Origin of the sequence: Mycolicibacter algericus DSM 45454, from assembly GCF_002086455.1 — a bacterium.
GTDB classification, from domain to species: Bacteria; Actinomycetota; Actinomycetes; order Mycobacteriales; family Mycobacteriaceae; genus Mycobacterium; species Mycobacterium algericum.
The window spans coordinates 146272-172842 of the sequence record NZ_MVHC01000002.1; the positions used below are offsets into that span (position 1 = coordinate 146272).

The 26571-nt window shown below is 68.5% G+C and carries 25 protein-coding genes and 1 tRNA gene; 12 read left to right on the top strand and 14 right to left on the bottom strand.

Translation table 11 applies throughout. From position 1 onward, the window contains the following. Positions 1-80 precede the first annotated feature (80 nt). Together BST10_RS02585 and BST10_RS02590 are read left to right on the top strand one after the other, a co-directional pair. The gene (locus tag BST10_RS02585; RefSeq protein ID WP_049793013.1) at positions 81-1889 is read left to right on the top strand and encodes a putative bifunctional diguanylate cyclase/phosphodiesterase; all 1809 of its coding nucleotides are present in this window, start codon (positions 81-83) and stop codon (positions 1887-1889) included. 418 nt (positions 1890-2307) lie between these two features. Beyond that, entirely contained in the window at positions 2308-2673 is a 366-nt protein-coding gene (locus BST10_RS02590; protein WP_013828518.1) for a PAS domain-containing protein, read from the top strand. A gap of 4 nt (positions 2674-2677) precedes the next feature. Here BST10_RS02590 and BST10_RS02595 read toward each other — a convergent pair whose 3' ends face one another. The 3 genes from BST10_RS02595 to BST10_RS02605 form a co-directional block, all read right to left on the bottom strand. Then, entirely contained in the window at positions 2678-3355 is a 678-nt protein-coding gene (locus BST10_RS02595; protein WP_013828517.1) for a TetR/AcrR family transcriptional regulator, read from the bottom strand. Further along, positions 3355-4041 carry a TetR/AcrR family transcriptional regulator gene (locus tag BST10_RS02600; protein WP_013828516.1) on the bottom strand — a complete coding sequence of 229 codons (687 nt, stop codon included), beginning with the start codon at positions 4039-4041 and terminating at the stop codon, positions 3355-3357. The genes BST10_RS02595 and BST10_RS02600 overlap by 1 nt, the downstream gene beginning before the upstream one ends. Before the next feature lie 255 nt (positions 4042-4296). Continuing rightward, positions 4297-5433, bottom strand: a complete 1137-nt coding sequence (locus BST10_RS02605; protein ID WP_083036277.1) for an esterase-like activity of phytase family protein — start codon at positions 5431-5433, stop codon at positions 4297-4299. Between the two features lie 52 nt (positions 5434-5485). On the opposite strand from BST10_RS02605, the gene BST10_RS02610 reads away from it, so the two are divergent. After that, entirely contained in the window at positions 5486-7435 is a 1950-nt protein-coding gene (locus BST10_RS02610; protein ID WP_083036278.1) for an acyl-CoA dehydrogenase family protein, read from the top strand. A gap of 60 nt (positions 7436-7495) precedes the next feature. Beyond that, positions 7496-7894, top strand: a complete 399-nt coding sequence (locus BST10_RS02615) for a hypothetical protein (RefSeq protein ID WP_083036279.1) — start codon at positions 7496-7498, stop codon at positions 7892-7894. A gap of 16 nt (positions 7895-7910) precedes the next feature. Here BST10_RS02615 and BST10_RS02620 read toward each other — a convergent pair. Continuing rightward, positions 7911-7986, bottom strand: a tRNA-Asn gene (locus BST10_RS02620). 130 nt (positions 7987-8116) lie between these two features. Between BST10_RS02620 and BST10_RS02625 the strand changes: the two genes are divergently transcribed. Further along, entirely contained in the window at positions 8117-8371 is a 255-nt protein-coding gene (locus tag BST10_RS02625) for a hypothetical protein (protein ID WP_083036280.1), read from the top strand. Positions 8372-8400: 29 nt separating this feature from the next. On the opposite strand, the gene dnaG is transcribed toward BST10_RS02625, so the two are convergent. Further along, entirely contained in the window at positions 8401-10296 is a 1896-nt protein-coding gene (gene dnaG, locus BST10_RS02630) for a DNA primase (protein WP_083036281.1), read from the bottom strand. A gap of 82 nt (positions 10297-10378) precedes the next feature. Between dnaG and BST10_RS02635 the strand changes: the two genes are divergently transcribed. After that, the gene (locus BST10_RS02635) at positions 10379-11176 is read left to right on the top strand and encodes a sensor domain-containing protein (protein ID WP_083036282.1); all 798 of its coding nucleotides are present in this window, start codon (positions 10379-10381) and stop codon (positions 11174-11176) included. 6 nt (positions 11177-11182) lie between these two features. On the opposite strand, the gene BST10_RS02640 is transcribed toward BST10_RS02635, so the two are convergent. Continuing rightward, a complete protein-coding gene (locus tag BST10_RS02640) occupies positions 11183-12445 on the bottom strand; it encodes a deoxyguanosinetriphosphate triphosphohydrolase (RefSeq protein WP_013828509.1) in 1263 nt (420 codons plus the stop codon). Positions 12446-12588: 143 nt separating this feature from the next. On the opposite strand from BST10_RS02640, the gene BST10_RS02645 reads away from it, so the two are divergent. Continuing rightward, positions 12589-14589, top strand: coding sequence for a TPM domain-containing protein (locus BST10_RS02645; RefSeq protein WP_083036283.1), 2001 nt, complete (start codon positions 12589-12591; stop codon positions 14587-14589). Between the two features lie 114 nt (positions 14590-14703). Here BST10_RS02645 and BST10_RS02650 read toward each other — a convergent pair whose 3' ends face one another. Further along, on the bottom strand, positions 14704-15591 hold the full coding sequence (locus BST10_RS02650; protein WP_083036391.1) for a DUF559 domain-containing protein: 888 nt from the start codon (positions 15589-15591) through the stop codon (positions 14704-14706). Between the two features lie 173 nt (positions 15592-15764). Beyond that, positions 15765-17162 (bottom strand): glycine--tRNA ligase, encoded by a 1398-nt coding sequence (locus BST10_RS02655; RefSeq protein WP_013828506.1) that lies wholly within the window; start codon positions 17160-17162, stop codon positions 15765-15767. A gap of 162 nt (positions 17163-17324) precedes the next feature. Here BST10_RS02655 and BST10_RS02660 point away from each other — a divergent pair, with 162 nt between their 5' ends. Continuing rightward, positions 17325-17681, top strand: a complete 357-nt coding sequence (locus tag BST10_RS02660) for an ArsR/SmtB family transcription factor (RefSeq protein ID WP_083036284.1) — start codon at positions 17325-17327, stop codon at positions 17679-17681. Then, on the top strand, positions 17678-18070 hold the full coding sequence (locus BST10_RS02665) for a Fur family transcriptional regulator (protein ID WP_013828504.1): 393 nt from the start codon (positions 17678-17680) through the stop codon (positions 18068-18070). Before BST10_RS02660 ends, BST10_RS02665 begins: the two co-directional genes overlap by 4 nt. A 25-nt stretch (positions 18071-18095) precedes the next feature. On the opposite strand, the gene BST10_RS02670 is transcribed toward BST10_RS02665, so the two are convergent. The 5 genes from BST10_RS02670 to recO all read right to left on the bottom strand — a co-directional run bounded on the left by BST10_RS02670 (position 18096) and on the right by recO (position 22234). Continuing rightward, positions 18096-18488: a hypothetical protein gene (locus BST10_RS02670; protein ID WP_083036285.1), complete on the bottom strand. Its 393-nt coding sequence runs from the start codon at positions 18486-18488 to the stop codon at positions 18096-18098. Then, the gene (locus tag BST10_RS02675; RefSeq protein WP_083036286.1) at positions 18488-19375 is read right to left on the bottom strand and encodes a decaprenyl diphosphate synthase; all 888 of its coding nucleotides are present in this window, start codon (positions 19373-19375) and stop codon (positions 18488-18490) included. Before BST10_RS02675 ends, BST10_RS02670 begins: the two co-directional genes overlap by 1 nt. Before the next feature lie 82 nt (positions 19376-19457). Beyond that, a complete protein-coding gene (locus tag BST10_RS02680) occupies positions 19458-20678 on the bottom strand; it encodes a class I SAM-dependent methyltransferase (protein ID WP_013828501.1) in 1221 nt (406 codons plus the stop codon). A gap of 136 nt (positions 20679-20814) precedes the next feature. After that, positions 20815-21309, bottom strand: a complete 495-nt coding sequence (locus BST10_RS23505) for a hypothetical protein (protein ID WP_205277382.1) — start codon at positions 21307-21309, stop codon at positions 20815-20817. Positions 21310-21433: 124 nt separating this feature from the next. Then, positions 21434-22234, bottom strand: coding sequence for a DNA repair protein RecO (recO, locus tag BST10_RS02690; RefSeq protein ID WP_083036287.1), 801 nt, complete (start codon positions 22232-22234; stop codon positions 21434-21436). Positions 22235-22310: 76 nt separating this feature from the next. On the opposite strand from recO, the gene BST10_RS02695 reads away from it, so the two are divergent. The 3 genes from BST10_RS02695 (at position 22311) to BST10_RS02705 (ending at position 25101) form a co-directional block, all read left to right on the top strand. Then, positions 22311-23759 carry an amidase gene (locus tag BST10_RS02695; RefSeq protein ID WP_083036288.1) on the top strand — a complete coding sequence of 483 codons (1449 nt, stop codon included), beginning with the start codon at positions 22311-22313 and terminating at the stop codon, positions 23757-23759. 123 nt (positions 23760-23882) lie between these two features. After that, entirely contained in the window at positions 23883-24221 is a 339-nt protein-coding gene (locus BST10_RS02700) for a hemophore-related protein (protein ID WP_013828497.1), read from the top strand. A 13-nt stretch (positions 24222-24234) separates the two neighbouring features. Further along, a complete protein-coding gene (locus tag BST10_RS02705; protein WP_083036289.1) occupies positions 24235-25101 on the top strand; it encodes a sulfurtransferase in 867 nt (288 codons plus the stop codon). Positions 25102-25109: 8 nt separating this feature from the next. Here BST10_RS02705 and BST10_RS02710 read toward each other — a convergent pair whose 3' ends face one another. Continuing rightward, entirely contained in the window at positions 25110-26567 is a 1458-nt protein-coding gene (locus BST10_RS02710) for a flavin-containing monooxygenase (RefSeq protein WP_083036290.1), read from the bottom strand. Positions 26568-26571: the final 4 nt, after the last annotated feature.

The window sequence follows — 26571 nt, forward strand, 5'->3', positions numbered from 1 at the left end:
CGCGCGGGGCTGGCGGTCTTCGGGGGAAGGACATCGTGGCGGATAGATTGGCGCTGGTCACTTCGATCGCCGCCCAGCTGATGGCCACCACACCGGCCACGGCGCCCGCCGTCAGCGAGCGGGTACTGCAGACGCTGGTGGAACAGCTCAACGTCGATGCCGGATTCCTGCGCCACAACGACCACGAGATCCGGGCGTCCAAGCTGGTGGCGGAGTGGCCGCCGCGTACCGATCCGCCCGACCCGGATCCGCTGGCGGTCGTCTCGTTCACCACCGCCGATCCGGTCTTCACCACCTGCGCGCACGGCAAGCGGGTGGCGGTCATCCGGCCAGAACCGTCGGAGTCGGGCTATGTGCGCCAGCTGGCGATCGATCATGCGATCGAATCACTGTCGGTGGCGACCGCACCGCTGATCTCGGGGCCGGTGACCACCGGCATGCTCGGCCTGGTCAAGTTCCGCCGGCCAAAGTGGCGGCCGGAAGAACTCAACACGATCGAAGCGATCGCGTCGCTGTTCGCGCAGTTGCAGGCCCGGGTGGTCGCCGAGGAGCGGCTGCGCTACCTGGCCGACCACGACGACCTGACGGGGCTGCACAACCGGCGCGCGCTCGTCGCTCATCTCTCGGACCGGCTGGTCGCGGGAAATCCCGGGCCGGTCGGCGTCTTCTATATCGACCTGGACCGGCTCAAGCCGATCAACGACTATCTCGGGCACGCCGCCGGCGACTGGTTCATCCAGGACTTCGCCCGGCGGCTCCGAGCATATGCCGGGAACCGCACAATGACGGCCCGGATCGGCGGTGACGAGTTCGTCGTCATCCCGGACTGGCCCATGTCGATGGCCAGCGCGGAGACCTTCGCCGATCGGCTGCAGGGTGCACTGCGCGACAAGGTGGAGATCCAGGGCCATACCGTGACCAGCACGGTCAGTGTGGGCGTTACCGTGGGGCTGCCGGGCGAGGACACCAGCGCGGGCCTGTTGCATCGCGCCGACGAGGCGGTGCTGGCCGCCAAACGCGGTGGTGGTAACCAGACCGTCAGCTCCACCGATGACATGTCGCTGAAGAGCTTGTTCCGCAAGGACATCGAGCTGCACCTGCAGGGCAAAATCGACGACGAGTCCCTGTTGCTGTACTACCAGCCCGAGGTCGACTTGTGGAGCGGGGCGATCGTGGCGGTCGAGGCGCTGGTGCGCTGGCGGCATCCGACCCGCGGGTTGTTGCTGCCCGGCTCGTTCATCAGCATCGCCGAATCCGCCAACCTGGCCGACGACCTGGGCCGGTGGGTGATGCGCAGTGCGTGCGCGGAATTCAGCTCGTGGCAGGCCAACGGCGTCCGGACCAACGCCACCTTGCGCGTTAACGTCTCCCCGGTGCAGCTGGCCGCTCGAGGATTCGTTCAGAACGTGGTGGACACCGTCGAGGAGTTCGGCCTGCGGCCGGGGTCGTTGTGCCTGGAGATCACCGAGCGCGCGGTGGTGCAAAACATCGAGACCACCCGGCGCACCCTGGCCGAGCTGCGCGAGGCCGGAGTGCAGATCGCCATCGACGACTTCGGCACCGGCTACGCCGTGCTGTCGCACCTGAAGGATCTGCCGGTCGACACGCTGAAAATCGATACCGTATTCGTGCGGGAATTGGGCGTCAACGCGGGCGATCTGGCGATCGTGCGGGCGATCATCGCCCTCGCCGAGGCGTTCGGACTGCAAGTGGTCGCCGAGGGCGTGGAGACGTCAGCTGCCGCGCTCACCTTGATGCGTCACGGATGCCACCGCGCGCAGGGGTTCCTGTTCTCGCGCCCGGTGCCCGGCGCCGCAGCGGAATCAATGCTGGCGTCGCGCTGGATGGCCATGCCTTTCCTGGCCGACAGCCAGGCTTTGGTGATCTGAAAAGAACAACGCCCGGTAGAAAGCGGCACACAACCGCACCCCCGGCTGCCGGCCGGCGAGCTCTGCAGCCGGTGCGGTGCACCAGCGCGTCTCGGCGTACGGCGGCAATCGGCGGTGCGGACCCCTCGAGGTGCCCCGGGCGAAGCTGTGGGAGGAACTCACCGGCGCCGGCCACGGCGCGCGCTGTTGCGCACCCCCGCCTTGCAAACCAGTCCCTCGCATAAATGGAGATAGTACATACCTTTCGTATGATGTTCAACTATCACAAGACCGGTCGTTAGGGCTTGTGTGACTGCTGTGCGTCGACGGCGCACTCCCGGCCTCGCCGGGACCGGAAAGGATGCCCGCGGGCAGGACCCCGCCCGTCATAATCAGATGCATGGAGCGACGGCGAAACGCGCAAACCCCCCAGACCCCGATGGAGACGCTGCGGCAGTTGCCGGCCCTGGTCGCGCTCGAGCGGATACCGGTGCCCGTGCTCGCGATCGCCGACGACGGCACCATCTTGTTCGCCAACACCGGCTTCGCCGGCATGCTCGGCTACACCCAGGAAGAAGTGCTGGCCCTGGAGTTCCGGCAGATCTTCGGCGAGGTCCCGCCGGCTGAGGAGTCCGCATTGTCGGTAATGCACTCATTGGCCAATCTGGTTGTCTCCCTGGAACATCGGGACGGTTCAACCGTGCGGGCCTTGATGAGCAAGTCGGCGCTCGAACGTGCCGACGACCGGGTTGCGCTCGCCACCTTCCAAGACCTCACCGAGCAACTGTGGACGGACGAGCGCTAGCGACTCAGTCGACGGCGGCCGAGTCCTCGTCGCCGCCCCCCGGTCCGGGCTCGGCCTGGTGACGCAGTGCCTCGCGAGCCAGGAATTGCTGAAAGTACGCCAGCGAGTCCGGCGCCACGATCGCGGGCAGCAGCATCTCCCACATCCGGGTCAATCGGGCGATGCCGTCCTCGCAGCTCGACAGCAGCCACGTCCCGAGCATCGCGCCGGTGATCGGTTCGGCGACCTGAGCGGGATCGAGGCCCTCGCGCAAATCCCCCTCGGCGATCGCGCGTGCGGTCTGGGCGGCCACCGCCGCCGCCCATTCGTCGGCGACGTCGCCGCCCAGTTCGTTGGATTCCGACAGTGCGAAAACCAGGTGGCCCGCCGCTCGCGCCTCTTTGTCGACGGCCAGCACCGCGGTGACGGCGAACATGCCGTGGATCATGCCTTCCAAGGCAGGCGACGACGGCTGGCACATGTTCCGGAAGGTGCTCAGCATGGTGCTGAATCCACCCTCGATGATGGCCATCACCAGTGATTCCATCGAATCGAAGTGGTGGTACAGGGCGCCTTTGGTCACTCCCGCGCGCTCGATGATCGCGGTTCGGCCGGCGGCGACGTAGCCCACCTCGCCGAAGACGTCGATGGCTGCGTCGAGCAGCTTCCGTCGGGTCGCCTCGGATCGAACCTGACGTGCCATCAGCCCGCCCGGTCGTCGGCCACGGTGGGGTTCGCCGACGCGGTCTTGATGGCCAGCGCGGTGCGCCGCCGGATGAACTGGAGAAAATAGTCGATGCGGTCGTCCGGCACCATTCCGGGCAGCACGACGATGAAGCCCCGCTCGATCTGCCCCAGGAACTGTTCGGGGTCGTCGAGATCGCCCGCCTGCCGCAACCCCAGGTACAGTGCCACCAGCATCCGGGCCACATCCTGCGGTTCCCTGCCGACGATGTCCCCTTCGGCGACTGCGCGTTCGGTCACCACACTCAGCGCTTGGACCGCGTTGTTGAGCACCGTGGTCTGCAGTCCCTCGCCACGACCGACAACCGGAAGCAGATGCAGCACCGCGCGCGCGGTGTCGCGACAGCTGTCTTCGACCGCCATCAGATAGCCGACGTCGATCAGGGTTTCCAGGCCGGAAAGCTTCCGGTCGACCAGCGACTGTACCGCCGCTCCGGCCCTGGCGAGTTGTTCGTCGATGACGGCAAGTGCGAGAGCATGCTTGGAGCGGAAATGGAAATACATTGCGCCCTTGGTCAATTCCGCTTCCGCGAGGATATCGTCAAGGCCGACGTCGTGATAGGGCCGCTGGGCGAACTGGTGCGCAGCGGCGCGGATGATCTGCTGACGCGTCGCATCGGCGCGCCGGTCGGTGGAGTCAGCCAACGCGCGATCTCAGCCTCGTCACTGACCGGCAGTCGTACCGCATTGCGCTAACGCTATCAGGGCACTGTGCAAATTAAACCTTTTCGATACCCGCAATCGCCAATAACGACAGCCGGCATTCGGAAAATATCAATTAGCGGCTGTCGGGTTATATTTAGTCTCCCAGGTGGCCGGCCTGCCCCCCGATGATAGTGCCCGTCCGAGCGGGCGGTGTCCGGCCCGGGTTGTTCCTCGCCGGCGCGTCACCGCATCGACTCAGCGCGCGGACATCGCGAACACCACGAACTGCGTCAGCTGGCGCGGCGAGAAGTTGTCGTCGCTGACGAGCACCAGCGTTTGACGCCCGTCGGGCAGTTTGGGGCCCAGCGTGATCCCCTCGATGTTGTCCAGCGGTTCCAGGCCGGGCGTGGTCGACAGGTCGGCCACCAACGTCTTGACCATCGGGGTCACGGCCGCCCCGGCAAGGGCCGGCACGCCCAACACATCGGTGGCGTCCCCGATTTCGGCCCGGAACAACCGCACCGTCGGGCGCACGCTGAACGCCCGCTCGATCACCAGGAACGCGGTGTCCGACAACGCCACCAGGTCGGTCAGACCGTTGGTCTCGGCGGGGGCCGTGGCCGGCTCCAGCGGATAGGCGTATTGGGCGACCGGTGCGGCCGAGTCGGCGCCCGGGTCGACGCGGTAGGCGGTGATGCGGGTCAGCGCGCCGCGGGCCTGATCCGGCAGGGCACCGTCGTCGTAGCCGGGTCCTTCCATCGCGGCGAACAGCGACCGGCCGTCCGGGCTCAGCGTCAGCCCCTCGAGCGTCTTGTTGCGGCGCGGCCCGGTGCGCTGCGCCGACATCGCCAATTGCGGTGGCGTGGTCAACTGACCGAGATAGCTGCCGTCGAGCCCGGCGATCCTGACCCAGGGATCGGCCAGCACCGGACCACGCGGCCCGTCGGTGCGCCGCTCCCCCTCCGACGACCAATACAGCCGCTGCCGGCCGCTGTCGAACGCGATACCTTCCGGGTCCGGTGGCACGACCGGCGGCGAACTGTCGAACGACCGCGGTTCGAACTGCCGCCCGTGTTCGTCCAGCAGTGGGTGGACGGCCATGATCGCCACGGCATCGATGCCGCGATCGGACACCGACAGCCGTACCGTGTAGAACCGGGCCGGTCCGCTGGCCGACCGGTCGTCACTGATGACGTAGTAACAATCCCGCTGCGAGTCGTAACTGATCCCCGACAATCCGCCCACCGTCGTACCGGCGAACACGGTGCTCGGCGCCAGGTGGGCCTGACCCAGGTATTCCACTCCCGGCGCCGCGACCGGCGCCTCGCACGGTCCGCAGCCGGCGACGAGTATCCAACACAGCGACAACAGCCGGGCCAGCTTCCAACGCACACCGTAATTTAAACCCGGTTTACCGGTCGCCCAGCCCGGCTACCGTGCAGGGGTGACCATCTCCGCAGCACTCTGTGACACCTTGGATGGCCGTTGGCGCGCGGTGAAGAACCGGGTCCGAGCCACCCTGTCCGATGAGAAATTCCGTCCGCACCACACGCCGAACACGGTGATCGCGCGCGCCAAGGTCGCCGAACAGCTCAGGATCATGGCCGGCACCGGTGTGGCCGCCGACAGCTTCCGCAAGGAACACGGTGGAACCGGCGATGTCGGCGCGGCGGTCAGCATGATCGAGATGCTGGCGATGTCGGATCTGTCGCTGATGGTCAAGGCCGGCGTGCAGTGGGGGCTGTTCGGCGGCGCCGTGGAGAACCTGGGCACCGAGCGGCACCACCGCGCCTACGTCCAGAAGATCATCGACCTCGACCTGCTGGGCTGCTTCGCGATGACCGAGACCGGCCACGGCAGCGACGTACAGGCGCTGGAGACCACCGCCACCTACGACCCGGCGACCGAGGAGTTCGTCATCGATTCGGCCACCGGTACGGCACGCAAGGACTACATCGGCGGGGCGGCCGAAACCGCCACCATCGCGGCGGTTTTCGCCCAGTTGAGAACACCGGGCCCGGGCGGGGAAGAGCAGGGTCACGGCGTGCACTGCCTCCTGGTGCCGATCAGGGATTCCGAGGGGAACGACCTGCCCGGCGTCACCACCTCGGACTGTCACTACAAGGGCGGTCTGCCCGGGGTTGACAACGGTCGCATCGTCTTCGATCACGTCCGGGTTCCGCGCGAGAACCTGTTGAACAGGTACGCCGATGTCGACCCCGACGGCAGTTATCGGTCATCGATCGAAAGCGACGGCCGGCGATTCTTCACCATGATCGGCACCCTCATCCGCGGCCGGGTCTCGGTGGGCGGGAGCGCGGGCGCAGCCGCCCGGGTCGCACTGGACATCGCTACTCGATACGCCTTGCAGCGCAGGCAGTTCAGCGCGCCAAGCGACGACGGCGCCGAGCACGAGGTGCTCATCATGGACTACCTGGTACATCAGCGCCGGCTGCTGCCGCTGATCGCACGGTCATACGCGCTGCAGTTCGCTCAGAACGAACTGGTGAGCAAATGCCATGACCTGCAGACCGCCGACGACCCCGACCCCGAGGAACAGCGGGAGTTGGAGGCGCGGGCGGCGGGGCTGAAGGCCGCCAACACCTGGCACGCGTCCCGGGCGATCCAGGAGGCGCGCGAGGCCTGCGGCGGCGCGGGCTACATGGCCGAGAACCGGCTGATCGCGTTGCGCGCCGACACCGACGTGTTCACCACCTTCGAGGGCGACAACCACGTGCTGACCCAACTGGTGGCCAAGCAACTGTTAACCGCCTACGCCGACGACATCGCCGGTATGAGCCCGGTCGACTGGGTGCGTTTCGCCGCCGAGACGGTCAGCGACCGGGTGCTGAAACGTACCGCCGCAGAGACGATCATCCAGACCTTCGTCGACGCCCGGCAAGACAGCGAGGAAGAAGGCAGTCTGTTCAACCGGGGTACCCAGCTGCACATGTTCACCGACCGCGAAGAGTATCTGCTGACGTCGGTGGCGCGCCGGTTGCGGGCCAAGTCCGAGGAGATGAGCGACTTCGACGCCTTCAACGCCGTTCAGGACCACGTGCTGCACGCCGCGGCCGCCCACATCGACCGGGTGGTGCTGGAGGCCTTCGTCGCCGGCATCGAATCCTGCCCGGACGCGGATGCCCGCGAGCTGCTGGAGCTGGTGTGCGACCTGTACGCGCTCAGCGTCATCGAGGACGACAAGGCGTGGTACATCGAGCACCGCTACCTGTCCACCGATCGGGCCAAGGCGGTGACCCGCGGCATCAACGACCGGTGCCGGAAGTTGCGGCCGCACGCCGAGACCCTCGTCGACGGGTTCGGCATCCCGGAGCAGCTGCGATACGCCGAGATGCTGCATCCGGAACACTTGGCTGAGACTGCCCGCCGGTGAATCCACCGGCCGACCGTCATAGGCTGTCCGCATCGATGCTCAAACAAAGGAGTACCAACCATGGCGTGGTTCCTCGCGCTGAATGCCACACCGACCAAGGGCGTCCAGGCACCGACCTATGAGCTGCAGGACTCCGCCGACATCGAGCGGATTACCGAGGAGATGGCCAGCTTCGCCGCCACCGACCGGGCGGTGGCGGTTCCCGCCGTCTTCAACAACGGCCGGCAGAAGGTCACGCTGTATGTGCGGCCGGCCGCCTGGGGCGCGTGGGCGATTTACGAGCTGACCGACGAGGAGCGCCGCGAGATGATGGCCAACAGCCCGCTGGTCAGTGCGCTCGCCCAGGCCCGCGCGGCTCAGCAGCAGCAGCAGTCCCAGTCACAGCAGACGCCCCCGATGTTCGCACCGCAACAGCCGCCTTCGCAGGCCGGTCCCTCGGTGATTCCCCGGCTGGACTGACGCCGGTACAACGTGGTGGCTCCCCCGGGTGGACTCGAACCACCAACCCTCCGGTTAACAGCCGAATGCTCTGCCAATTGAGCTACAGGGGACTGCTGTCCGCGTGGACTTGCACGACTCTAGCGCATCCGGACAGCACCGCCTCCCGACGGGGGTCGCACCGAAACGCGCCGCCGCCGCGTGAGGCAGGATGGAAACACCGCACGATGTAGGGAGCAGCATTTGATCGGGTACGTCGTCGTGATGGGCGTCGGCTACGTGATGGGCACGAAAGCCGGCCGTCGCCGCTACGAGCAGATCGTCGGCACCTACCACGCGCTGACCAGCAGCCCGATCGCCAAATCGGTGATCGACAAGGGACGGCGCAGCATCGCCAACCGAATCCATCCCGACCAGAAGATGGTGACACTGACCGAGCTCGAGGACGGCATGACGGTGCTGCGGCCCGAGGACTCCGACGAATCCGGCCGGCACTGATCCGCTCAGGCGATCAGGCGATCAGGCGGTCAGGCGGTCAGGTCGTCGCCGCTGGCCTGCTCGAGCAGACTGCGCCGGTAGGCCTCCATCGCGACCAGGTCCCCGAACAGGGCGTGGTATTCGTCACTGTGTTCCACCGGTGACATGCGCTGCAGCTTGGACTTGACCTCGGCGATCTGCCGGCCCACCCAAACCTCCTGCAACCGGGCCAGCACACCGCCGATGTAGCGGGGCAGTTTCTCGTCATCGACGCGGATGGACTCCACGCTCAACTCGTGGATGAGGCCGATCGTCAGCGGCGAGGTGGTCTGCTCGCGCACCGTCTCGATCCACTGCGCGCCCGCGGCCGCCCCGGCGGTTCCGCCGGCGGTGTCGATCGCCGAGCGCACCGCCGCGTAACCGGGATGGGTGAAACTCTCCACCGTCAGGCTGTCGAACACCGGCCCGGCCAGCGCAGGAAACTGCAGCGCCGCCTTGAGCGCCTCCCGCTGCGGCCACAGCGTCGGATCGGCCGGATTGGGGCGTGCGACCGGCGGCTGGGCGACCGCCGCGGCCGAAGTGGTGGACATGCGCTTCGCGGCGCCCCGGGAATCCTTGGCCGCGGCGCGCACCCTTCCGATGACCTGCGCGACGTCGTCCCATCCCACCCAGCCGGCCAGTTGGCGGGCGTATTCGTCGCGCAGCGTCGGGTCCTTGATCGCCGCGACCATCGGTACGCAGCGACGCAGCGCAGCGACCCGCCCCTCGGCGTTGTCCAGGTCCATCTCGGCCAGCGCGGTGCGGACTGCGAACTCGAACAACGGGGTTCGGCGTGCCACCAGGTCGCGCAGCGCCTCGTCGCCGTGGGCCAGCCGCAGATCGCACGGGTCCATGCCGTCGGCGGCCACCGCGACGAACGACTGTCCTGCCAGTTGTTGTTCACCCTCGAGGGCCTTGACCGCCGCCGCACGCCCGGCCGCGTCGCCGTCGAAGACGTAGATCAGCTCCCCCCGGAAGAACTTGTCGTCCATCATCAGTCGACGCAGCATCGCCAGGTGCTCGTCGCCGAAGGCTGTGCCGCACGACGCGACGGCGGTGGTCACCCCCGCCAGGTGCATCGCCATCACATCGGTGTAGCCCTCCACCACGATGGCCTGGTGCCCGCGCGCGATGTCCCGTTTGGCCAGGTCGAGACCGAACAGCACGTTGGACTTCTTGTACAGCGTCGTTTCCGGGGTGTTGACGTACTTGGCCTCCATCGGGTCGTCGTCGAACAACCGGCGGGCGCCGAACCCGATCACCTCCCCCGCCGAGGACCGGATCGGCCACAGCAGCCGACGGTGAAACCGGTCCATCGGGCCGCGGCGTCCCTCCCGGGACAGTCCTGCGGCTTCCAGCTCCTTGAACTCGAAGCCCTTACGCAACAGGTGTTTCGTCAGGCCGTCCCACCCCGAAGGGGCGAACCCGCAGCCGAACCGCTGGGCCGCGGCGGCGTCGAAGTTACGTTCGGTGAGGTACTTGCGCGCCGGTGCGGCCTCGGGGCTGCCCAACGCCGCGGCGTAGAACTCCGCTGCCGCAGCGTTGGCGGCGATCAGCCGGCTGCGGCCGCCGCGCTCGCGCTGGATGTTGGTGGCCGATGCCCCGGTGTAGGTGATGGTGTGGCCGACCCGGTCGGCCAACAGTTCGACCGCCTCGACGAAGCTGGCGTGCTCGATCTTCTGCACGAACGCGTAGACGTCACCGCCCTCCCCGCAACCGAAACAGTGGAACAGGCCGTGGTTGGGGCGGACGTGAAACGACGGCGACTTCTCGTTGTGAAACGGGCACAGGCCCTTGAGCGAGTCGGCTCCGGCCCTCCTGAGCTGCACGTAATCGCCGACCACATCCTCGATCCGGACACGTTCGCGGATGGTGGCGATGTCGCGATCGGAGATACGGCCGGGCACCGGGTCAGTCTAGAGTGCACCGCCGGTCGCCAACCCCGATGTTTTAAGCTCGGTCCGTCAACGTCGAGGTCCGGGAGCGCCCATGAGTCTGTCCGAGCAGCCAACGGCGGCGAAATCCAAGCGACCTCGCCTCCTACTGGCGATCGCTGTCGTCGTACTGGCCGTGGTGGGGCTGGTGCTGTGGCTGGTCTGGCCCGACCGCTCCCGCGGCGCCGCATCGGGTATCACCGGCGAGACCGTCAAGCAGGTCCTGCTCGACGGCGCCGAGCTCACGAAGATGCTGGACCAGCCCTTCACCACTGTCACCGGGCCGCCCGCCTACGGCGGCCTGGAGGCGATGGAGGACTCGTCGGCGACCGGCGAATGCGTGGGCGTCGTGGACGTCGCACCGAAGAGCGTGTACGCCGCGGCCGACGTGCAGAGCTACGCACGCGAGACGTGGATCGACTCCGAACCCCACCGGGACGGGTTCACGCCGCTCACCACCCGGGTGATGTTCGTCAAGGAGGCCGTGGTCGCGCTGCCCAGCGAGGCCGACGCGCAGGAGTTGTTCGCGAGCTTCGCCGAGCAGTGGCAGCGCTGCGACGGGCGTCCGGTCAACACGACCGACCCGGTTTCGGGAGCGCAGCCGCACCTGCACGGCACCGAAATGCACATCACCGACGTGCGGGTCACCGATGACGTGCTGGCGGCCTCCATCGTGCTCGACAAGAGCCCCAAGGCCCCCGACACCCGGGCCATCGGCGTACGCGGCAACTACATCGTCGGGGTGCTGATCGCGTTCACCGGCACCGAGAACGCCACCGGTTCCGCCGATCCCCAAACCAGCAGCATCCAGGCCGTGCAGGCGATGATGGACAAGGTCACCGAACTCGGCTGAGGCCACTCAGCCCGCCGCGAGACGCTCCAATCGTCCCTCGGTGCACGACGCGATCTGATCGATGACGACCCGCAACCGCGCGCCGTCGTCCGCAGCGGCGACGAACGCCGGGACGAAGATCGGATCCAGGCTCTCCGGCGCCCCGGCAAGCAGCCGGTGCGCCACCTCGTGAATCCGCTCACGCTGGGCGGCCTGGATCTTCCGGTGCTGATCTTCGGACATGATGAACTGCACCGCAAGGGTTTTCAGCACGGCTACTTCGGCCCGAACGAGTTCAGGCACCTCCAAGTCGGCCTGGTAGCGGGTCAGCGGCCGGCGGCCCGCGGTGGCATGAGTAGCGCTGATCGCCGCGGAGGCGAACCGGCCGACCAACTCGCTGGTGAGTCGCTTCAACGCCACGGACGCCGACAGTGTGACCACGAATTTGCCGTAGCCGGCGACCGCGGCCACCACCGGCAGTTCGGTGAGTCGTTGAGCCGCCGCGGCCAGATCATGCTCCCCGTCGGGATCGCCGAGCCGCGCCAGTTCGGCCACCGTCGAGGCGTCGCCGAGCACCCGCAAGTCGATGCGACCCGCGATGACACCGTCTTCGACGTCGTGCACCGAGTAGGCGACGTCGTCGGCCCAGTCCATGATCTGCGACTCCAAGCAGACCCGGCCCTCCGGCGCTCCTCGACGCATCCATTCGGCGGCGGCACGGTCGTCGTCGTAGAACCCGAACTTGGTTCGGTCCGGGCCGTTTTCCGACCGTCGCGGCCATGGATATTTGGTGACCGCGTCCAGCGCCGCCCGGGTCAGGTTCAGTCCCGCGCTTGCGCCGTCCGGCCCCAGGACTTTGGGTTCCAGGCCGGTCAGAATGCGGAAGTTTTGCGCGTTGCCTTCGAATCCGCCGCAACCGGAAGCGATTTCGTTGAGTGCCTGCTCGCCGTTGTGACCGTACGGCGGATGCCCGATGTCGTGAGCCAGTCCGGCCAGGTCGACCAGGTCAGGGTCGCAGCCCAGTCCGATCGCCATCCCGCGCCCGATCTGGGCCACCTCCAGCGAATGGGTCAGCCGGGTGCGCGGCGTATCGCCGTCGCGGGGCCCGACGACCTGGGTCTTGTCGGCCAACCGGCGCAGTGCGGCGCTGTGCAGCACCCGGGCCCGGTCCCGGGCGAAGTCGGTCCGGTGCTGGCCGCCGGTTCCGGGCAGGCCGGCCGTCTTCGACGTCTCCGCCACGATGCGATCGCGATCGTGCGCGCCGTAGCTGTCGTATGAGTTCATGGCCACCGGCGCCAGTCTATTTAGCGCGCCCCCACATCGATGACACGCCGGCCCGAAGTCCGGCGCCGCGCCGCCCGAGCCGCCCGAGCCGTCCAGGCCGGCCGCAGAATTCCATCGATCGCCCAGGGATCGCATATACATTGACCAGCATGCGAATCACGCGCCTGATCAGCGCCGTCCTGGCGATCCTCACCGCGGCGCTGCTCGTGGCGCCGAGCGCCGCGGCGCAACCACCGCTGCGGCTGCCCAGTTCGATCACCGACAGCGCCGGGGTGCTGTCGCAATCCGACCGCGCCGAGGTGCAGGCCGCGATCGACAAGCTCTACGCCGACCGGCACGTGCGGCTGTGGGTGGTCTACGTCGAGGTCTTCTCCGGGCAGACCGCCGACGGGTGGGGCCGCAGCACGGCCCAGCTCAGCGACCTGGGCAACAACGACGCCCTGCTGGCGGTGGCCACCGCCGACCGCAGCTACGCGTTCCTGGTGTCCAACGGCATCTCCGAGATCAGCACCTCCCAAGTCGACGCGCTGCGGCGCAACCAGATCGAGCCGGCCCTGCACCGCGGCGACTGGGCCGGGGCGGCCGCTGTCGCCGCCGACGGGTTGGACGCGGCGGCAGCTCCGGCCGAGGTGAACTGGGCGCCGATCTTGATCGCGCTGGCCGCGGTGGCGGCCGCCGGCGTGGTGGTGTGGCTGGTGGCACGTCAGCTGCGGCGTAGGCGTCACGCCGCGGCGCTGGCCGCAGCCCGGCGCGTCGACCCGACCGATCCGAACGCGTTGGCCGCCGTGCCGGTGTTCGCATTGGATGCGCTGTCGCGCGAGAAGGTGGTCGAGGTCGACAACGCGGTACGCACCAGCGCCAACGAGTTGCAGCTGGCGGTCGATGAGTTCGGGCAGGAACGCACCCGGCCGTTCGCACAGGCGGTCGCCAGCGCCAACGCCGCCATGGAGCACGCCTTCACGGTGCGTCAGCAACTCGACGACGACATCCCCGAGACACCGGCCCAGCAGCGCGATCTGCTGACCGGGGTGATCGTCACCGCCGCCAAGGCCGACCGCGAACTGGAGACCCAGCGTGCGTCGTTCGAGCAGTTGCGTGACCTGGTGCTCAACGCACCGGCGCGCCTCGACGACCTGACCCGACGGCTCGTCGAGCTGACCGGGCGCATTCCGCTCTCCGAGCAGCACCTGGTCGAGTTGCATCGCGAGTTCGACGCCACGGCACTCAGTTCGGTGTCCGGCAACGTCAAGACCGCGCAGGACCGGGCGGCCTTCGCCGAACGCAACATCACCCGGGCGCGCGGGCTGGCCGATCGCCCGGTGACCGGCGGGCAGAGCGAACTGGTGGACGCCGTGCGGGCCGCGGAGTCCGGATTGGGCCAGGGCCGGGCGCTGCTCGACGCGGTGGACAACGCCGCCCGCGACATCAGGCACGCGGTCGCCACGCTGCCGGAGGCGATCACCGACGCCGAAGCCGGCATCGCACAGGCCAATGCACAGCTGCAGCGCGGCGCGGGCCCACACAGGTCCGAGCTGACCTCGGCCCGCGACACCGCGGTCAGGGCTGTCGCCGCCGCGCGGTCCAGCGGAGATCCGCTGGGGGCGTTCACCGCGTTGACCAAGGCCGACGCTGATCTGGACCGGCTGCTGGACACCGTGGCAGAGGAACGCGCGGCCGCCGAGCGACTGGCCCGCACGCTGGAGCAGGCGCTGTTCACCGCGTCGTCGCGGATCCGCGCCGTCTCGGATTACATCGACACTCGCCGCGGCAGCGTCGGCCCGGAGGCCCGCACCCGGCTGGCCGAGGCCCGCCGCCGGCTCGAGGCCGCCCAGGACACGCGCAGCACCGACGTCGCCGGCGCCATCAGCCAGGCCAACGGTGCGGCCACACTGGCCGCCGCGGCCCAGTCACTGGCCAAGGCCGACGTGCAGGCCGCACAGCGGGCCTACTACGGGCGCTACGGCGGCGGCCCCGGTCGTGGCGGGGACACCGGCGCCATGCTGGGCGGCATCATCATCGGCAACATCCTCAGCGGTGGCGGTATGGGTGGCGGCTTCGGCGGCGGTAGCAGCGGCGGAGGTTGGAGTCCGACCTCGTTCGGCGGCTCTTCGGGCGGCGGCGGCTTCTTCGGCGGCGGCGGCCGCTTCTAGCAGCACCACCGCGAGTAGCCCAACCACCGCTTCTAGCCCAACCACCGCGAACGTGCGCGTCCCCGGTCGACGCGCCGGGGAAATCCCCGGAATTCCGCACGCTCGCGCCGGCGATTACGCGGCCCGCGATCGGGACATCTCCCCCTCGATGCGGCGCACCATGTCCCAGGGACGACGCCGAACGTCGTCGTCGACAAGCGACAGTACCGTCCACCCCACTTCCTGCAATGCCGCGCGCTTGCGTCGATCGCGGCGCAGGGCCTCCGGGCTGCTGTGGAAATTGAAACCGTCGTACTCGACCGCAACCCGGTAGGCCGGCCACGCGAAGTCGACCGTCCAGGTCTGGAAGTTGCGATCGACGATCTTGTATTGCAACTCCGGCACCGGCAGGCCGCCATCGATCATTCTCAGCCGTGCTTCGCTCTCCATCGCCGAGTCCGACCGCCCGTCGGCCAGCGGCATCAAGTCACGCACCGCCACTATCCCCCGCCGCCCGCCCTGGCGGGCCGCCGCCGAGCGCAACTGTCGACGATCACAGGTCCCGCTGCGCAACGCCGCGTCGAGAGTGGCCAATGCCCTCGGCCGGCGAAGGCTGCGGGCGACTTCGACTGCTGTCCAGGCGGGTTCGGTTGCCAATCGGCCGTCGACGAAGGCCAGCGGCGCTGCGTCGCGGCGGTGCACCACCAGCCCATCGGAGTTGCGTAACTGATGCCCGACGGGGTTCAGTACGTGGAGGTCGGTTACCTCTTCGGTATCGAAACCGTATGCCGCAGCGGCGGTCCCGAGGCAGACCGCGACTTGCTCACCGGCACGCAGATCCAGGCCCGCCAGCCGGAGCGTGGTATCGGGGTCGCTTCGGGAATACACGCCGAACCACACCTGGGTGAGCTCACCACGGGCGACGCCCGTTTCGAACGCGGCGCGGCCAAGGTGGCGTTGAAACTGTCCGGCGGTTGCCACCCCGCCCTGCTTAGCCAGCAGCATGTCCAGTTCGTTGGTCATCGCCGCAGCGTGCGGCGCGAACGACAACCACGCCAGTCACGGCTGTGGATAACCGGCGGCTATCGCTGCCCTGCCGATGGCGAGCGTGCGTGGATCCGGCTCCGGCACGGAGTGTCGGGCCGGGGACACGCACGCTCGCGCAAGCGGGAGGTGCCCCCATGCTCGCGCGAAGGTCAGCAGCCCTTGAGGCGCACGGCCAGGTAGTCGGCCACCCCGTCGATGGCCACCCGCTCCTGGGCCATGCTGTCGCGCTCGCGCACGGTAACGGCGTGGTCCTGCAGGGAGTCGAAGTCGACGGTGATGCAGAACGGAGTGCCGATCTCGTCCTGGCGCCGGTAGCGCCGGCCCACCGCCCCGGCGTCGTCGAACTCGACGTTCCAGGACTGGCGCAACTCGGTGGCCAGATCCCGGGCCTTCGGCGACAGGTCGGCGTTGCGGCTCAGCGGCAGCACCGCGGCCTTTACCGGCGCCAGTCGCGGGTCCAGGCGCAACACCGTGCGCTTGTCTACCCCGCCCTTGGCGTTGGGGGCCTCGTCCTCGTGGTAGGCGTCGATCAGGAACGCCATGAACGAGCGGGTCAGGCCGGCCGCCGGCTCGATCACGTACGGCGTGTAGCGGGTGTCGGACGCCTGGTCGTAGAACGACAGGTCGACACCGGAGTGCTTGGTGTGGGTGGACAGGTCGAAATCGGTGCGGTTGGCGATGCCCTCCAGCTCGCCCCACGGGTTGTTCTGGAAACCGAACTTGTACTCGATGTCGGTGGTGCCGGCGCTGTAATGCGACAGCTTCTCCAGCGGATGTTCGAACAGCCGTAGCTTGTCGGCGTCGATACCGAGGTCGACGTACCAGGCCAGCCGGGTATCGATCCAGTACTGGTGCCACTCGCGGGCGGTGGACGGCTCGACGAAGAACTCCATCTCCATCTGCTCGAACTCGCGGGTCCGGAAGATGAAGTTGCCCGGGGTGATCTCGTTGCGGAAACTCTTGCCGGTCTGGGCGATTCCGAACGGTGGTTTGCGCCGCGCGGTGGTGACCACGTTGGCGAAGTTGACGAAGATGCCCTGCGCGGTCTCGGGGCGCAGATAATGCAGCCCCTCCTCGGTCTCGATCGGGCCGAGGTAGGTCTTGAGCATCATGTTGAACTCACGCGGCTCGGTCCACTGGCCCTTGGTACCGCAGTCCGGGCAGGCGATCTCGCTCATCGGAACGTCATCGGGGTCGACCTGCTCCCCTTTTGCAAGCCGCTTGGCGGCTACCGCCTCCTGCATGTGGTCCTGGCGGTGACGCTTGTGGCAGGACAGGCACTCCACCAGCGGGTCGTTGAAGACGTCCACGTGACCGGAGGCCACCCACACCTCGCGCGGCAGGATGATCGACGAGTCCAGGCCGACGACGTCCTCGCGGGCGGTCACGACCGAGCGCCACCACTGTCGTTTGATGTTCTCTTTGAACTCCACGCCGAGCGGACCGTAGTCCCACGCGGATTTGGTGCCGCCGTAGATTTCGCCGGCCGGAAAAACCAGGCCGCGGCGCTTGGCCAGGTTGACGACGGTGTCGATGACGGACGCCACGAGGGGGTGCACTCCTGTCTTGTCGGGACCGCGCCGGCACCGCCGGCACGCAAAGCAACCGATATCGTATCGACCTCGCAACGGTTCTTTGACATGCATCATTACGCATGGAACAGTGGGAGTCAGCTGAAAACGGTTTCCAACATGGGCGGAGGTGGTGACATGGCGCCCGCGATGACCGGTCTGGTAACCGATGACCACCAACACACCGGGCCCGCCTACCCCGCCACACCGCCGCGTGAGATCCTCGACGCCGCTGGCGAATTGCTGCGGGCATTGGCCGCTCCGGTGCGCATCGCGATCGTCTTGCAGCTGCAGGAGTCGCATCGCTGCGTCCACGAACTCGTCGACGCGCTGGGGGCGCCTCAGCCGCTGGTCAGCCAGCATCTGAAGATACTCAAATCGGCCGGGGTGGTCACCGGGGAACGGTCGGGCCGCGAAGTGCTCTACCGGCTGGCCGACCACCACCTGGCGCACATCGTCATCGACGCGGTGGCCCACGCCGGTGAAGACCATTGACCGCCCCCGGGGTGCGCTCCACCCGGCAGCGCACAGCGATCTCGGCGCTGCTGGAGACCATCGACGACTTCCGTTCGGCCCAGGAGTTGCACGACGCGCTGCGTGAGCGCGGCGAGAACATCGGGCTGACCACCGTGTATCGCACGTTGCAGGCGATGGCGTCGGCCGGTCAGGTCGACACCTTGCGCTCCGACACCGGTGAATCGGTGTACCGGCGCTGCTCGGAGGACCATCACCACCACCTGGTGTGCCGCAACTGCGGCGCCACGGTGGAGGTGGCCGACCACGAGGTCGAGACGTGGGCCGCCCAGATCGCCGCCGAGCACGGCTTCTCCGACGTCAGCCACACCATCGAGATCTTCGGCACCTGCGCCGATTGCCGGAAGTAGGACGCTCTCGGCGCAACACCCGGCCTCAGCCGATCAACGCCTGCCGGATGTCGACACCCTTGGCAAGAACCAACAACACCAGTGTGCACAGCGCATCGTCGGTCAGGCCCGAGCCCGGAAAGTTGTAGCGCAGCATCACATCTGCGACTTTGGCGTTCTTCTCGACCAGGGTGACCGTCCCGAGCTGACTCAGGCGCGCCTGCTCGGCCGCTCGCTCACGCAACTTCTTGGTCAGCGCCAGGTCCCAGGCCAGGATCTGGGTGAGCGACACCAACTCCAGTTCGTCGGTGATCGGTAGTACCCGCAATGACGCCAGCGTGCCGTCATGATGGACGGTCAGCGCACCGTCAGGTTCGGCGTCGGTGGGCACCGCCGCCGCGGTGAGGGCTGTGTGGAGACGGTGGGCCAGATCCGTCATCACGCCGTCCCGAATCGCCGCTGCCGGGAGGCGTACTGTTCGCAGGCCTCCCACAGGTCGCGGCGGTCATAGTCCGGCCACAGCTTTTCTTGAAAGATGTACTCGGCGTAGGCCGCCTGCCACAGCATGAAGTTGGACGACCGCTGCTCACCGGAGGTGCGGATCAACAGGTCGACGTCGGGCATGTCCGGGCGGTGCAGATGCTGGGAGACGGTGGCCTCATTGATCCGGTTCGGGTTCAGCTTGCCCGCAACGGCTTCGGCGGCGATAGCCCGTGCGGCCTCGGCGATCTCGGTGCGCCCCCCGTAGTTGACGCAGTAGTTGATGGTGATGACGTCGTTGCCGACTGTCATGGCCTCGGCGATCTCGAATTCCTTGATGACGCTGCGCCACATCTTGGGTCGCGAACCCACCCAGCGCATCCGCACACCCATTGCGTTGAGGTTCTCCCGGCGGCGGCGCACCACCTCGCGGTTGAACCCCATCAGGAAGCGGACCTCCTCGGCGGAACGTTTCCAGTTCTCCGTGGAGAACGCATACACGGTCAGCCATTTGATGCCCATCTCGATGGCACCACAGGTGATGTCGATCAGCACCGCCTCGCCCATCTTGTGGCCCTCGGTGCGGCCCAGGCCGCGCTGAGTGGCCCACCGGCCGTTGCCGTCCATCACGACCGCGACGTGATTGGGCAGCGCCTCGGCCGGAATCCGGGGGGCGGCGGCCTTGGAGGTGTGCTGCGGCGGACGGCACGGCCCCCCGCCCGGTGGTGACGGCAACTGCGGGAACACCACCGGCCAGGTGGACGTGTCCGGGAACACCGGATAGTCCTCGGGTGCCGCGGGCAACTGCGGGCAGCCGCCCTTGCGATCGGCCCGATTCAACACCATGCGTCCAATCCTGCCCGACCGGGCCGGCACCGCCTGCGGTGACCGCTCGTTCGCTGCGGCGGTTTACCGGCCATGCCGACGATCAGGAATCGGTACTCAGGTCCATCGCGACGAAGTCCAGGCGCCACAGCGATTGGAACAGCTTGCGGCCGAACTTCTCCAGATCGGCTGTGCTCCCCCGCGACGGCCCGCCGGCCTGCGCCAGGCTCGAGGCGATCTCACGGATGCTCCGGCGCCCGTCGATGCTCTGCACGAACGGCAGCTGGGCCGGGTTGAGCTGCATGCGCCAGCCCGGACGGAAGATCTCGCTGCCGTTCAGCCCGCACTTGAAGCGGAACAGCGGCACGTAGTCGAGACTCTCGGGTGTCGAGAAGTCGATCGCATAGGTGTTCTTGGGACGGTCGGGGCGAGTGGCAAGGAAGAAGTGCCGCGCGTTGAGGGTGTGGATGCGCTCCATCACCGACCAGATCTTGGCCTCGGGCAGCGCGTTCACCACGTCGTAGAAGCCTCCCGACGGCGCGGCGATGTCGTGCGCGTAGTACGGCGCCTTGAGCAGCCAGCCCTGGAAGTCCAGCCCGGCCGAGTTGGCCAGGTCGATGCAGCCGTCGACGTCGTAGCTCTTTGCCCTACCGTGCAGGAAGGTGTCCACCAGGCCGGAGTCCGAAACCAGGTCGCCGGCGATCTTCAGATACGACTGGACGGGATGGTCCGGAGACAGCATCCGGATGGCCTGCCGCACGGTCTGGATGGAGGCGTCGCTCTGCTCCAATCCCAAGTCCTGGAAGACCGACTCGAGGATCTCGATGCCGATCCGGCCGTAGCGCGCGTACAGCATGATGGCGGCGACGCCATCGGGCCGCAGCCGCTCCGCGATGGCCTTCATCCCCACCTTCGGGTCAGCCATGTGGTGCAGCACGCCGGTGGACACCGCGAGGTCGAAGTCCATGCCCAGCGTGGACAACTCCTCGATCGGGAGCTGGTGCAGCTCCAGATTCCACAGCCCGTGCTTGTCCTTGAGGTACTGCTGGTGTCCCAGCGACGCCTGGCTGATGTCGACGGCCACCACCCTGGCCTTCGGGTTGTTGTATGCGAAGACTGCCGCCTGGTTGGTGCCGCAGCCCGCGATGAGGATGTCGAGGTCGGGCCGGTACTCCCGGTCCGGCCACAGCACCCGGTGGGCATGGCTCGGGTCGAACCACTCCCAGTTCCCGGCCGACCACGCCTGCAGGTCGTGGATGGGCGGCGGGTAGGTCCACCGCTCGTACTGCCGGGATACGACGTCTGCGCGTGGGTTCTCAGTCACTTCTTTGTGGCTCCTTGTTACGTTGCCCCCCGGCGATCGAGTCAGACTCTAGCGGGGGTGGTTGGGGCCGGCGCGACGGGTGCCACTCCCATCGGAGCAGCGTGCCGGACGCGTCGGTTCGCTCTTATCGGCTCAGTCAGCCGGCGCGTCCGGGCTGTCCGGGTTGACCTGGCTGACCAGGCGTTCCACCCGGCCCGGGCGCTCCGCCGGCACCCCCGGCACCGCCCGCACCAGGCTGGCCGCCCGGGCCGGACGCACCACCGGCGCCCCCGGCACCGCCGTGCCCGCCGGCACCGCCCTTGCCGCCGTCACCGCCCTTACCTCCGGCGCCGCCTTGGCCGCCCTTGCCGCCCTGCCCGCCTTTGCCGCCTTTGCCGCCCTTACCGCCCTGGCCGTCGGCACCCGGAGCACCGTCGGCCCCGTCGGCGCCGTCGGCCCCATCGGCACCCGGGGCATGAGTCGACAACGGCGCCATGGCCCCGACACCCGGCCCGAAGCCCGCCTGCGCGACCGGGCCGACCGCCGGGAGCATTCCCGCAACCAGCAGGGCTCCCGCCGCTGCGCCGAGGCCGGCCGCGTACCGCGGCCCGGTGTAGTGCGCCCAGCGTCCCCACCCGGTGTCGTGAATCATTCGGCCTGCCTTCCAGATTGAGCCTTCGGATCGTGAAGTCGCATCAGCCTACCGCCGACCCGCGAATGGTCCACGCAAACGAACACAATTGCCAGGTCGGTGCCCGTGGGCCGGTGCCGCGGGGTCAGCCGTCGCTGCCGGTGGCCTCCGATACCGCCTCGGCGCCCACCGCGCCCTGCCCGGCCGCCGCCCGCTGAACGCGCTCCACCAGCGGCAATGTCCGCAGCCGGCGCTCCAGATGCCACTGCAGATGGGCGGCCACCAATCCGCTGGCGTGGCTGCGGTGCGCCGACACTGAACGTTCAGCAGCCTCCCAATCCCCGTCGTGCAGCGCCGCCATCAGATCCAGCACCCCCATCGGCGGGGTGGTCGACCCGGCCGGGCGGCAGTGGCCGCAGACGCTGCCGCCGGCCGCGACATGAAACGCCCGATGCGGGCCGGGGGTGGCACAACGGGCACATTCGGTCAGTGCCGGCGCCCAGCCGGCCACCGACATGGCGCGCAGCAGATAGGCGTCCAGCACCAGCTCGCGGGGGCGACGGCCGTCGGCCACCGCCCGCAACGCGCCGACGGTCAGCCGGTGCAACGCCGTTGCCGGTGCCCGCTCGGTGCCGGCGAGACGCTCGGCGGTCTCCAGCATCACGCAGGCGCACGTGTAGCGGCCGTAGTCGCTGACGATGTCGCTCGCGAACGCGTCCACCGACACCACCTGGGTGACGATGTCGAGGTTGCGGCCCGGATGCAGCTGCACGTCGATGTGGGCGAACGGCTCCAGTCGGGCACCGAACTTACTGCGGGTACGGCGCACCCCTTTGGCCACCGCGCGGACCAGCCCGTGGTCGCGGGTGAGCAAAGTGACGATCCGGTCGGCTTCGCCGAGCTTGTGCTGGCGCAGCACCACCGCCCGGTCCCGGTACAGCCGCATCGCACCAGTTTCGCATCATCGCGGGGGCGTTTCGAGGACGGTCACCGGCGTGGCACGCCGGATAGTCTCGTCACCGATGACCCTCCCGCCCGCGGCGCCCGGCACCCGCTTTCCCACCCTCACCGAACAGCTCTACCAGCTGGCCAGCGGCGAGGTGGCCTCCGTCGACCTGGTCCGCCGCTCGCTGCACGCCATCGACGCCAGCCAGTCCACACTGAACGCCTTCCGGGTGGTGTTCACCGAGTCGGCGCTGCGCAGTGCCACCGAAGCCGACCGGCGCCGCGCCGCCGGCGATCGCGCCCCGCTGCTGGGCGTCCCGATCGCGGTCAAGGACGACACCGACGTCGCGGGCGTACCCACGTCGTTCGGCACGTCCGGCTACGTCGAGCCGGCCGGCCACGACGCCGAGGTGGTGCGGCGGCTCAAAGCCGCCGGCGCGGTGATCGTCGGCAAGACCAACACCTGCGAGTTGGGCCAGTGGCCGTTCACCGGCGGCCCCGGGTTCGGCGACACCCGCAATCCCTGGTCTCGCCGACACACCCCGGGCGGATCGTCGGGAGGCAGCGCCGCCGCGGTCGCCGCGGGGCTGGTCGCCGCGGCGATCGGTTCCGACGGAGCCGGCAGCGTGCGCATACCCGCCGCGTGGACGCATCTGGTCGGCATCAAACCGCAGCGGGGCCGCATCTCCACCTGGCCGCTGCCGGAGGCGTTCAACGGCATCACCGTCAACGGAGTGCTCGCCCGCACGGTCCAGGACGCGGCGCTGGTGCTGGACGCGGCCTCCGGCAATACCGCAGGTGACCTGCACAAACCGCCCCCGGTCACGGTGTCCGACTTCGTGGGACGCGCGCCGGGCCAGCTGCGGATCGCGATGTCCACCCGATTTCCCTACACCGGGTTCGGCGCCCGGCTACATCCCGAGATCAGGGCCGCACTCGAGCAGGTCGCCGCGCAGCTTCGCCTGCTCGGGCACATCGTGGTTCCGGGTAATCCCGACTACGGGGTGCGGCTGTCGTGGAACTTCCTGTCCCGCTCCACCGCTGGGGTGCTGACCGCCGCGAATGCGCTCGGCGGCGCGGTGGACCTCGACCCGCGCACGCTGGCCAACATGCGCACCGGCCGGCTGTTGTCGCAGGCGGTGCTGCGCAAGGCCCGCGCCCACGAGGCAAAGGACCGGCGACGGGTGGGTTCGATCTTCCGGATCGTCGACGTGGTGCTCGCCCCCACCACCGCCCAGCCGCCGCCACTGGTGCACGCGTTCGACGACCTGGACGCCCTGGCGACCGACCGCGCCATGATCGCGGCCTGCCCGGTGACCTGGCCGTGGAACCTGCTGGGCTGGCCGTCGATCAACGTGCCGGCCGGGTTCACCTCCGAGGGCCTGCCGATCGGGGTGCAATTGATGGGGCCGGCCAACAGTGACGGTCTGCTGATTTCACTGGCCGCGGAACTGGAGGGCATCAGCGGCTGGGCGGCGCAACAACCCACACCGTGGTGGCGCACCGATCCCAACCCCTGCCCGTAACGCCCGAAAAGGCTGTGACCACGGACTTCGGCGACGCCATCGGCTGTCCGCTAAGCTTGGTCCGTCTTCGAAGTAAGACCTCATATCCACACGTGAAATGCACTGGGGAAAGGCGTCTGCAAAATGGCCGCTCTGTCGTTGACCAGGATCGCTGTCGCAGCCGGCAGTCTGGCTTTGTCGCTGTCTGCTGGAGCCGGGTTCGCGTCCGCGGATCCCGACCTCGGGCCGATCATCAACACCACCTGCAACTACTCGCAGGTGAACGCGGCGCTGAACGCGGAGAACCCCGCGGCCGCCGCGGAGTTCAACGCCTCGCCGATGGCCCAGACCTGGCTGCGGTCCTTCCTGTCCTCGCCGCCGGACAAGCGGCAGCGCATCGCCACCCAGATCCAGGCCATGCCCGAGGCCCAGCAGTACATCGGCACCATCACCTCGATCGCCACCTCCTGCAACAACTACTGAGCAGAGCCCAGCGGTGAACCCGCGCGACAAGGTTCTGATCACCGCCACCGAGCTGGCTGAGCTGTTGCGTGCCGGTGATCCGGTGACGATTCTCGACGCCCGCTGGAGCCTGGACGCACCGGACGGACACCAGGCCTACCTGCAGGGTCATCTGCCGGGCGCGGTGTACGTCTCGCTCGAGGACGAATTGTCCGACCGTGCCGTCACCGGCCGGGGCCGCCATCCGCTCCCGACCGGTCGCAACCTCGAGGCCGCCGCGCGCCGGTGGGGGGTGCGGCGCAACACGCCGGTAGTGGTCTACGACGACTGGAACCGGGCCGCGTCCGCACGATTGTGGTGGCTGCTGTCCACCTCCGGGGCGGCCGGAGTGCGCATCCTCGACGGTGGGTTGTCGGCCTGGACGGCGAACGGCGGCGTATTGCAGGCCGGGGAGGTCTCCCCCGAACCGGGCAACGTCACCCTGCTACCCGAGGATCTCTACGACGGGCTTCGACCCACCCTGACCGCTGACGAAGCCGGCGACGGCGCCGGGTCCGGCACGTTGGCGCTGCTGGATGCCCGCGCCCCGGAACGGTTCCGCGGCGACGGGGAACCCGTCGACGCGGTCGCCGGCCACATCCCGGGTGCGAAGAATCTGCCGTTCACCGCGTTGTTGCACGCCGACGGGACTTTCCTGCCAGATGCCGCGGTCGCCCGACTGCTCGCCGACCGCGGTGTGGGAGCCGACGACGCGGTGGGCGCCTACTGCGGATCGGGTATCAGCGCGACGGTGATCGTGGCGGCGCTGGCCGCCGCCGGCCGGTCCGCCGCGATGTTTCCCGGGTCATGGTCGCAGTGGAGTTCGGACCCGTCCCGGCCGGTGGCGCGCGGCGAGGACTGAGCTCCGCCTCAGCTCAGGTGGAAGTCCGCCAGGTCCGGACCGGCCAGCATCGCGTTCATCGTCGCGCGGTCGAACGGCCACAAGTCGACGGCGCCGCCCTCGGTCAGATACCACGAGTTGCAGCCGGTGTTCCAGACCGTCGGGCCCATCGCGGCGGCGACCTCGTCGTTGAACCGTGCCGTCGCCTCCTCGGTGACCTCGACGCTCGCCAGCTCTCCGTCCCGGAACTTCTCCAGCCACTGCGCGATGTAACGCGCGGTCAGCTCGGAGGTGTACTGCAACGAGATCGACCCGGTGGGCGAGTTCGGGCCCAATACCGTGAACAGGTTGGGGAAGCCCGGGATCGCGGTCATCCGGTAAGCGCGCGGGCCGGCGGACCACGCGTCGTCGATGCTGAGCCGGTCGCGGCCGAGCAACCGCATCGGGCGCATGTAGTTGTGGGCGTGAAACCCGGTCGCCAGCACGATGACGTCGGTGTCGCGGTGGGCGCCGTCGGCGGTGCGGATCCCGCTCGGGGTGACTTCGGCGATGTCGCCGGTGACGAGGTTGCTGTTGTCGGCGCGGATCGCCCGATAGTAGCTTCCCGACACCACTTGGCGCTTGCACAACGGCTGGTAGTCGGGTGTGAGTTTGGCACGTAATTCTTTGTCCCGCACTTGAATCCGCAGACATGCTCGGGCATAGGCCTGGACCGTCCGGCGTCGCCACGACGGGCGGGTGGTGACGTCGGTCAACAGCGCCGACCCGCCGAAGGTCATGAGCCGGTACAGCGCCCGGTGCAGCGTCGGGAACCGCGCCAGCACCGCTGCAGCACCCGGGATTTGCCGCAGCGACGTGGGCGCCCACAGGATCCACTGCGCCGAACGCACGTAGTGGTCGATCGACGCCGCAGCGGGCTGCAGCGCGGACACCACTTGCACACCGGTCGACCCGGTACCGATCACCGCGATCCGCTTCCCGGCCGTGTCGAGTCCGTCGTCCCAGCGGGCGGTGTGCACAACCGGGCCGGCGAAATTCGCCAGCCCCGGGATGTCGGGGGTGAACGGATGGTGCAGCACACCGGTCGCGCAGACCACGAAGTCGGCGACCAGCTGCTCACCGGCGGCGGTGGTGAGGGTCCAATGTCGGCGCTCATCCCACTGTGCGGCGGTGACCTCGGTGTCGAGCCGGATTAGCGGCGCCAGCCCGAGCCGGTCGACGACGTCGCGGTGGTAGCGCTGGATCGCCGTGCCGGTGGCCCAGGCATGCCGCCAGTCGGGTTTCGGCGCGAACCCGAACTGATAGATCTGCGACGGCACGTCACACCGCAGCCCCGGATAGCGATTCCAGTGCCAGACGCCGCCGACGTCGGAACCCTTTTCCAGCACGGTGATGTCGGTGAACCCGCGCTCACGCAGCACATGCGCGGTCGTGATGCCGGCGATGCCCGCGCCGATCACGATGACGCGGGGCTCGCGCGCGTTCACCGCC

Bases quoted from the DNA above. Each gene is read 5' to 3' on its own strand.
- BST10_RS02590 (WP_013828518.1), top strand. From the start codon at position 2,308: ATGGAGACGCTGCGGCAGTTGCCGGCCCTGGTCGCGCTCGAGCGGATA.
- BST10_RS02700 (WP_013828497.1), top strand. From the start codon at position 23,883: ATGGCCGCTCTGTCGTTGACCAGGATCGCTGTCGCAGCCGGCAGTCTG.
- BST10_RS02585 (WP_049793013.1), top strand. From the start codon at position 81: ATGGCCACCACACCGGCCACGGCGCCCGCCGTCAGCGAGCGGGTACTG.
- BST10_RS02595 (WP_013828517.1), bottom strand. From the start codon at position 3,355: ATGGCACGTCAGGTTCGATCCGAGGCGACCCGACGGAAGCTGCTCGAC.
- recO (WP_083036287.1), bottom strand. From the start codon at position 22,234: ATGCGGCTGTACCGGGACCGGGCGGTGGTGCTGCGCCAGCACAAGCTC.
- BST10_RS02615 (WP_083036279.1), top strand. From the start codon at position 7,496: ATGGCGTGGTTCCTCGCGCTGAATGCCACACCGACCAAGGGCGTCCAG.
- BST10_RS02670 (WP_083036285.1), bottom strand. From the start codon at position 18,488: ATGACGGATCTGGCCCACCGTCTCCACACAGCCCTCACCGCGGCGGCG.
- BST10_RS02635 (WP_083036282.1), top strand. From the start codon at position 10,379: ATGAGTCTGTCCGAGCAGCCAACGGCGGCGAAATCCAAGCGACCTCGC.
- BST10_RS02660 (WP_083036284.1), top strand. From the start codon at position 17,325: ATGGCGCCCGCGATGACCGGTCTGGTAACCGATGACCACCAACACACC.
- BST10_RS23505 (WP_205277382.1), bottom strand. From the start codon at position 21,309: ATGATTCACGACACCGGGTGGGGACGCTGGGCGCACTACACCGGGCCG.
- BST10_RS02650 (WP_083036391.1), bottom strand. From the start codon at position 15,591: ATGACCAACGAACTGGACATGCTGCTGGCTAAGCAGGGCGGGGTGGCA.
- BST10_RS02675 (WP_083036286.1), bottom strand. From the start codon at position 19,375: ATGGTGTTGAATCGGGCCGATCGCAAGGGCGGCTGCCCGCAGTTGCCC.
- BST10_RS02695 (WP_083036288.1), top strand. From the start codon at position 22,311: ATGACCCTCCCGCCCGCGGCGCCCGGCACCCGCTTTCCCACCCTCACC.
- BST10_RS02645 (WP_083036283.1), top strand. From the start codon at position 12,589: ATGCGAATCACGCGCCTGATCAGCGCCGTCCTGGCGATCCTCACCGCG.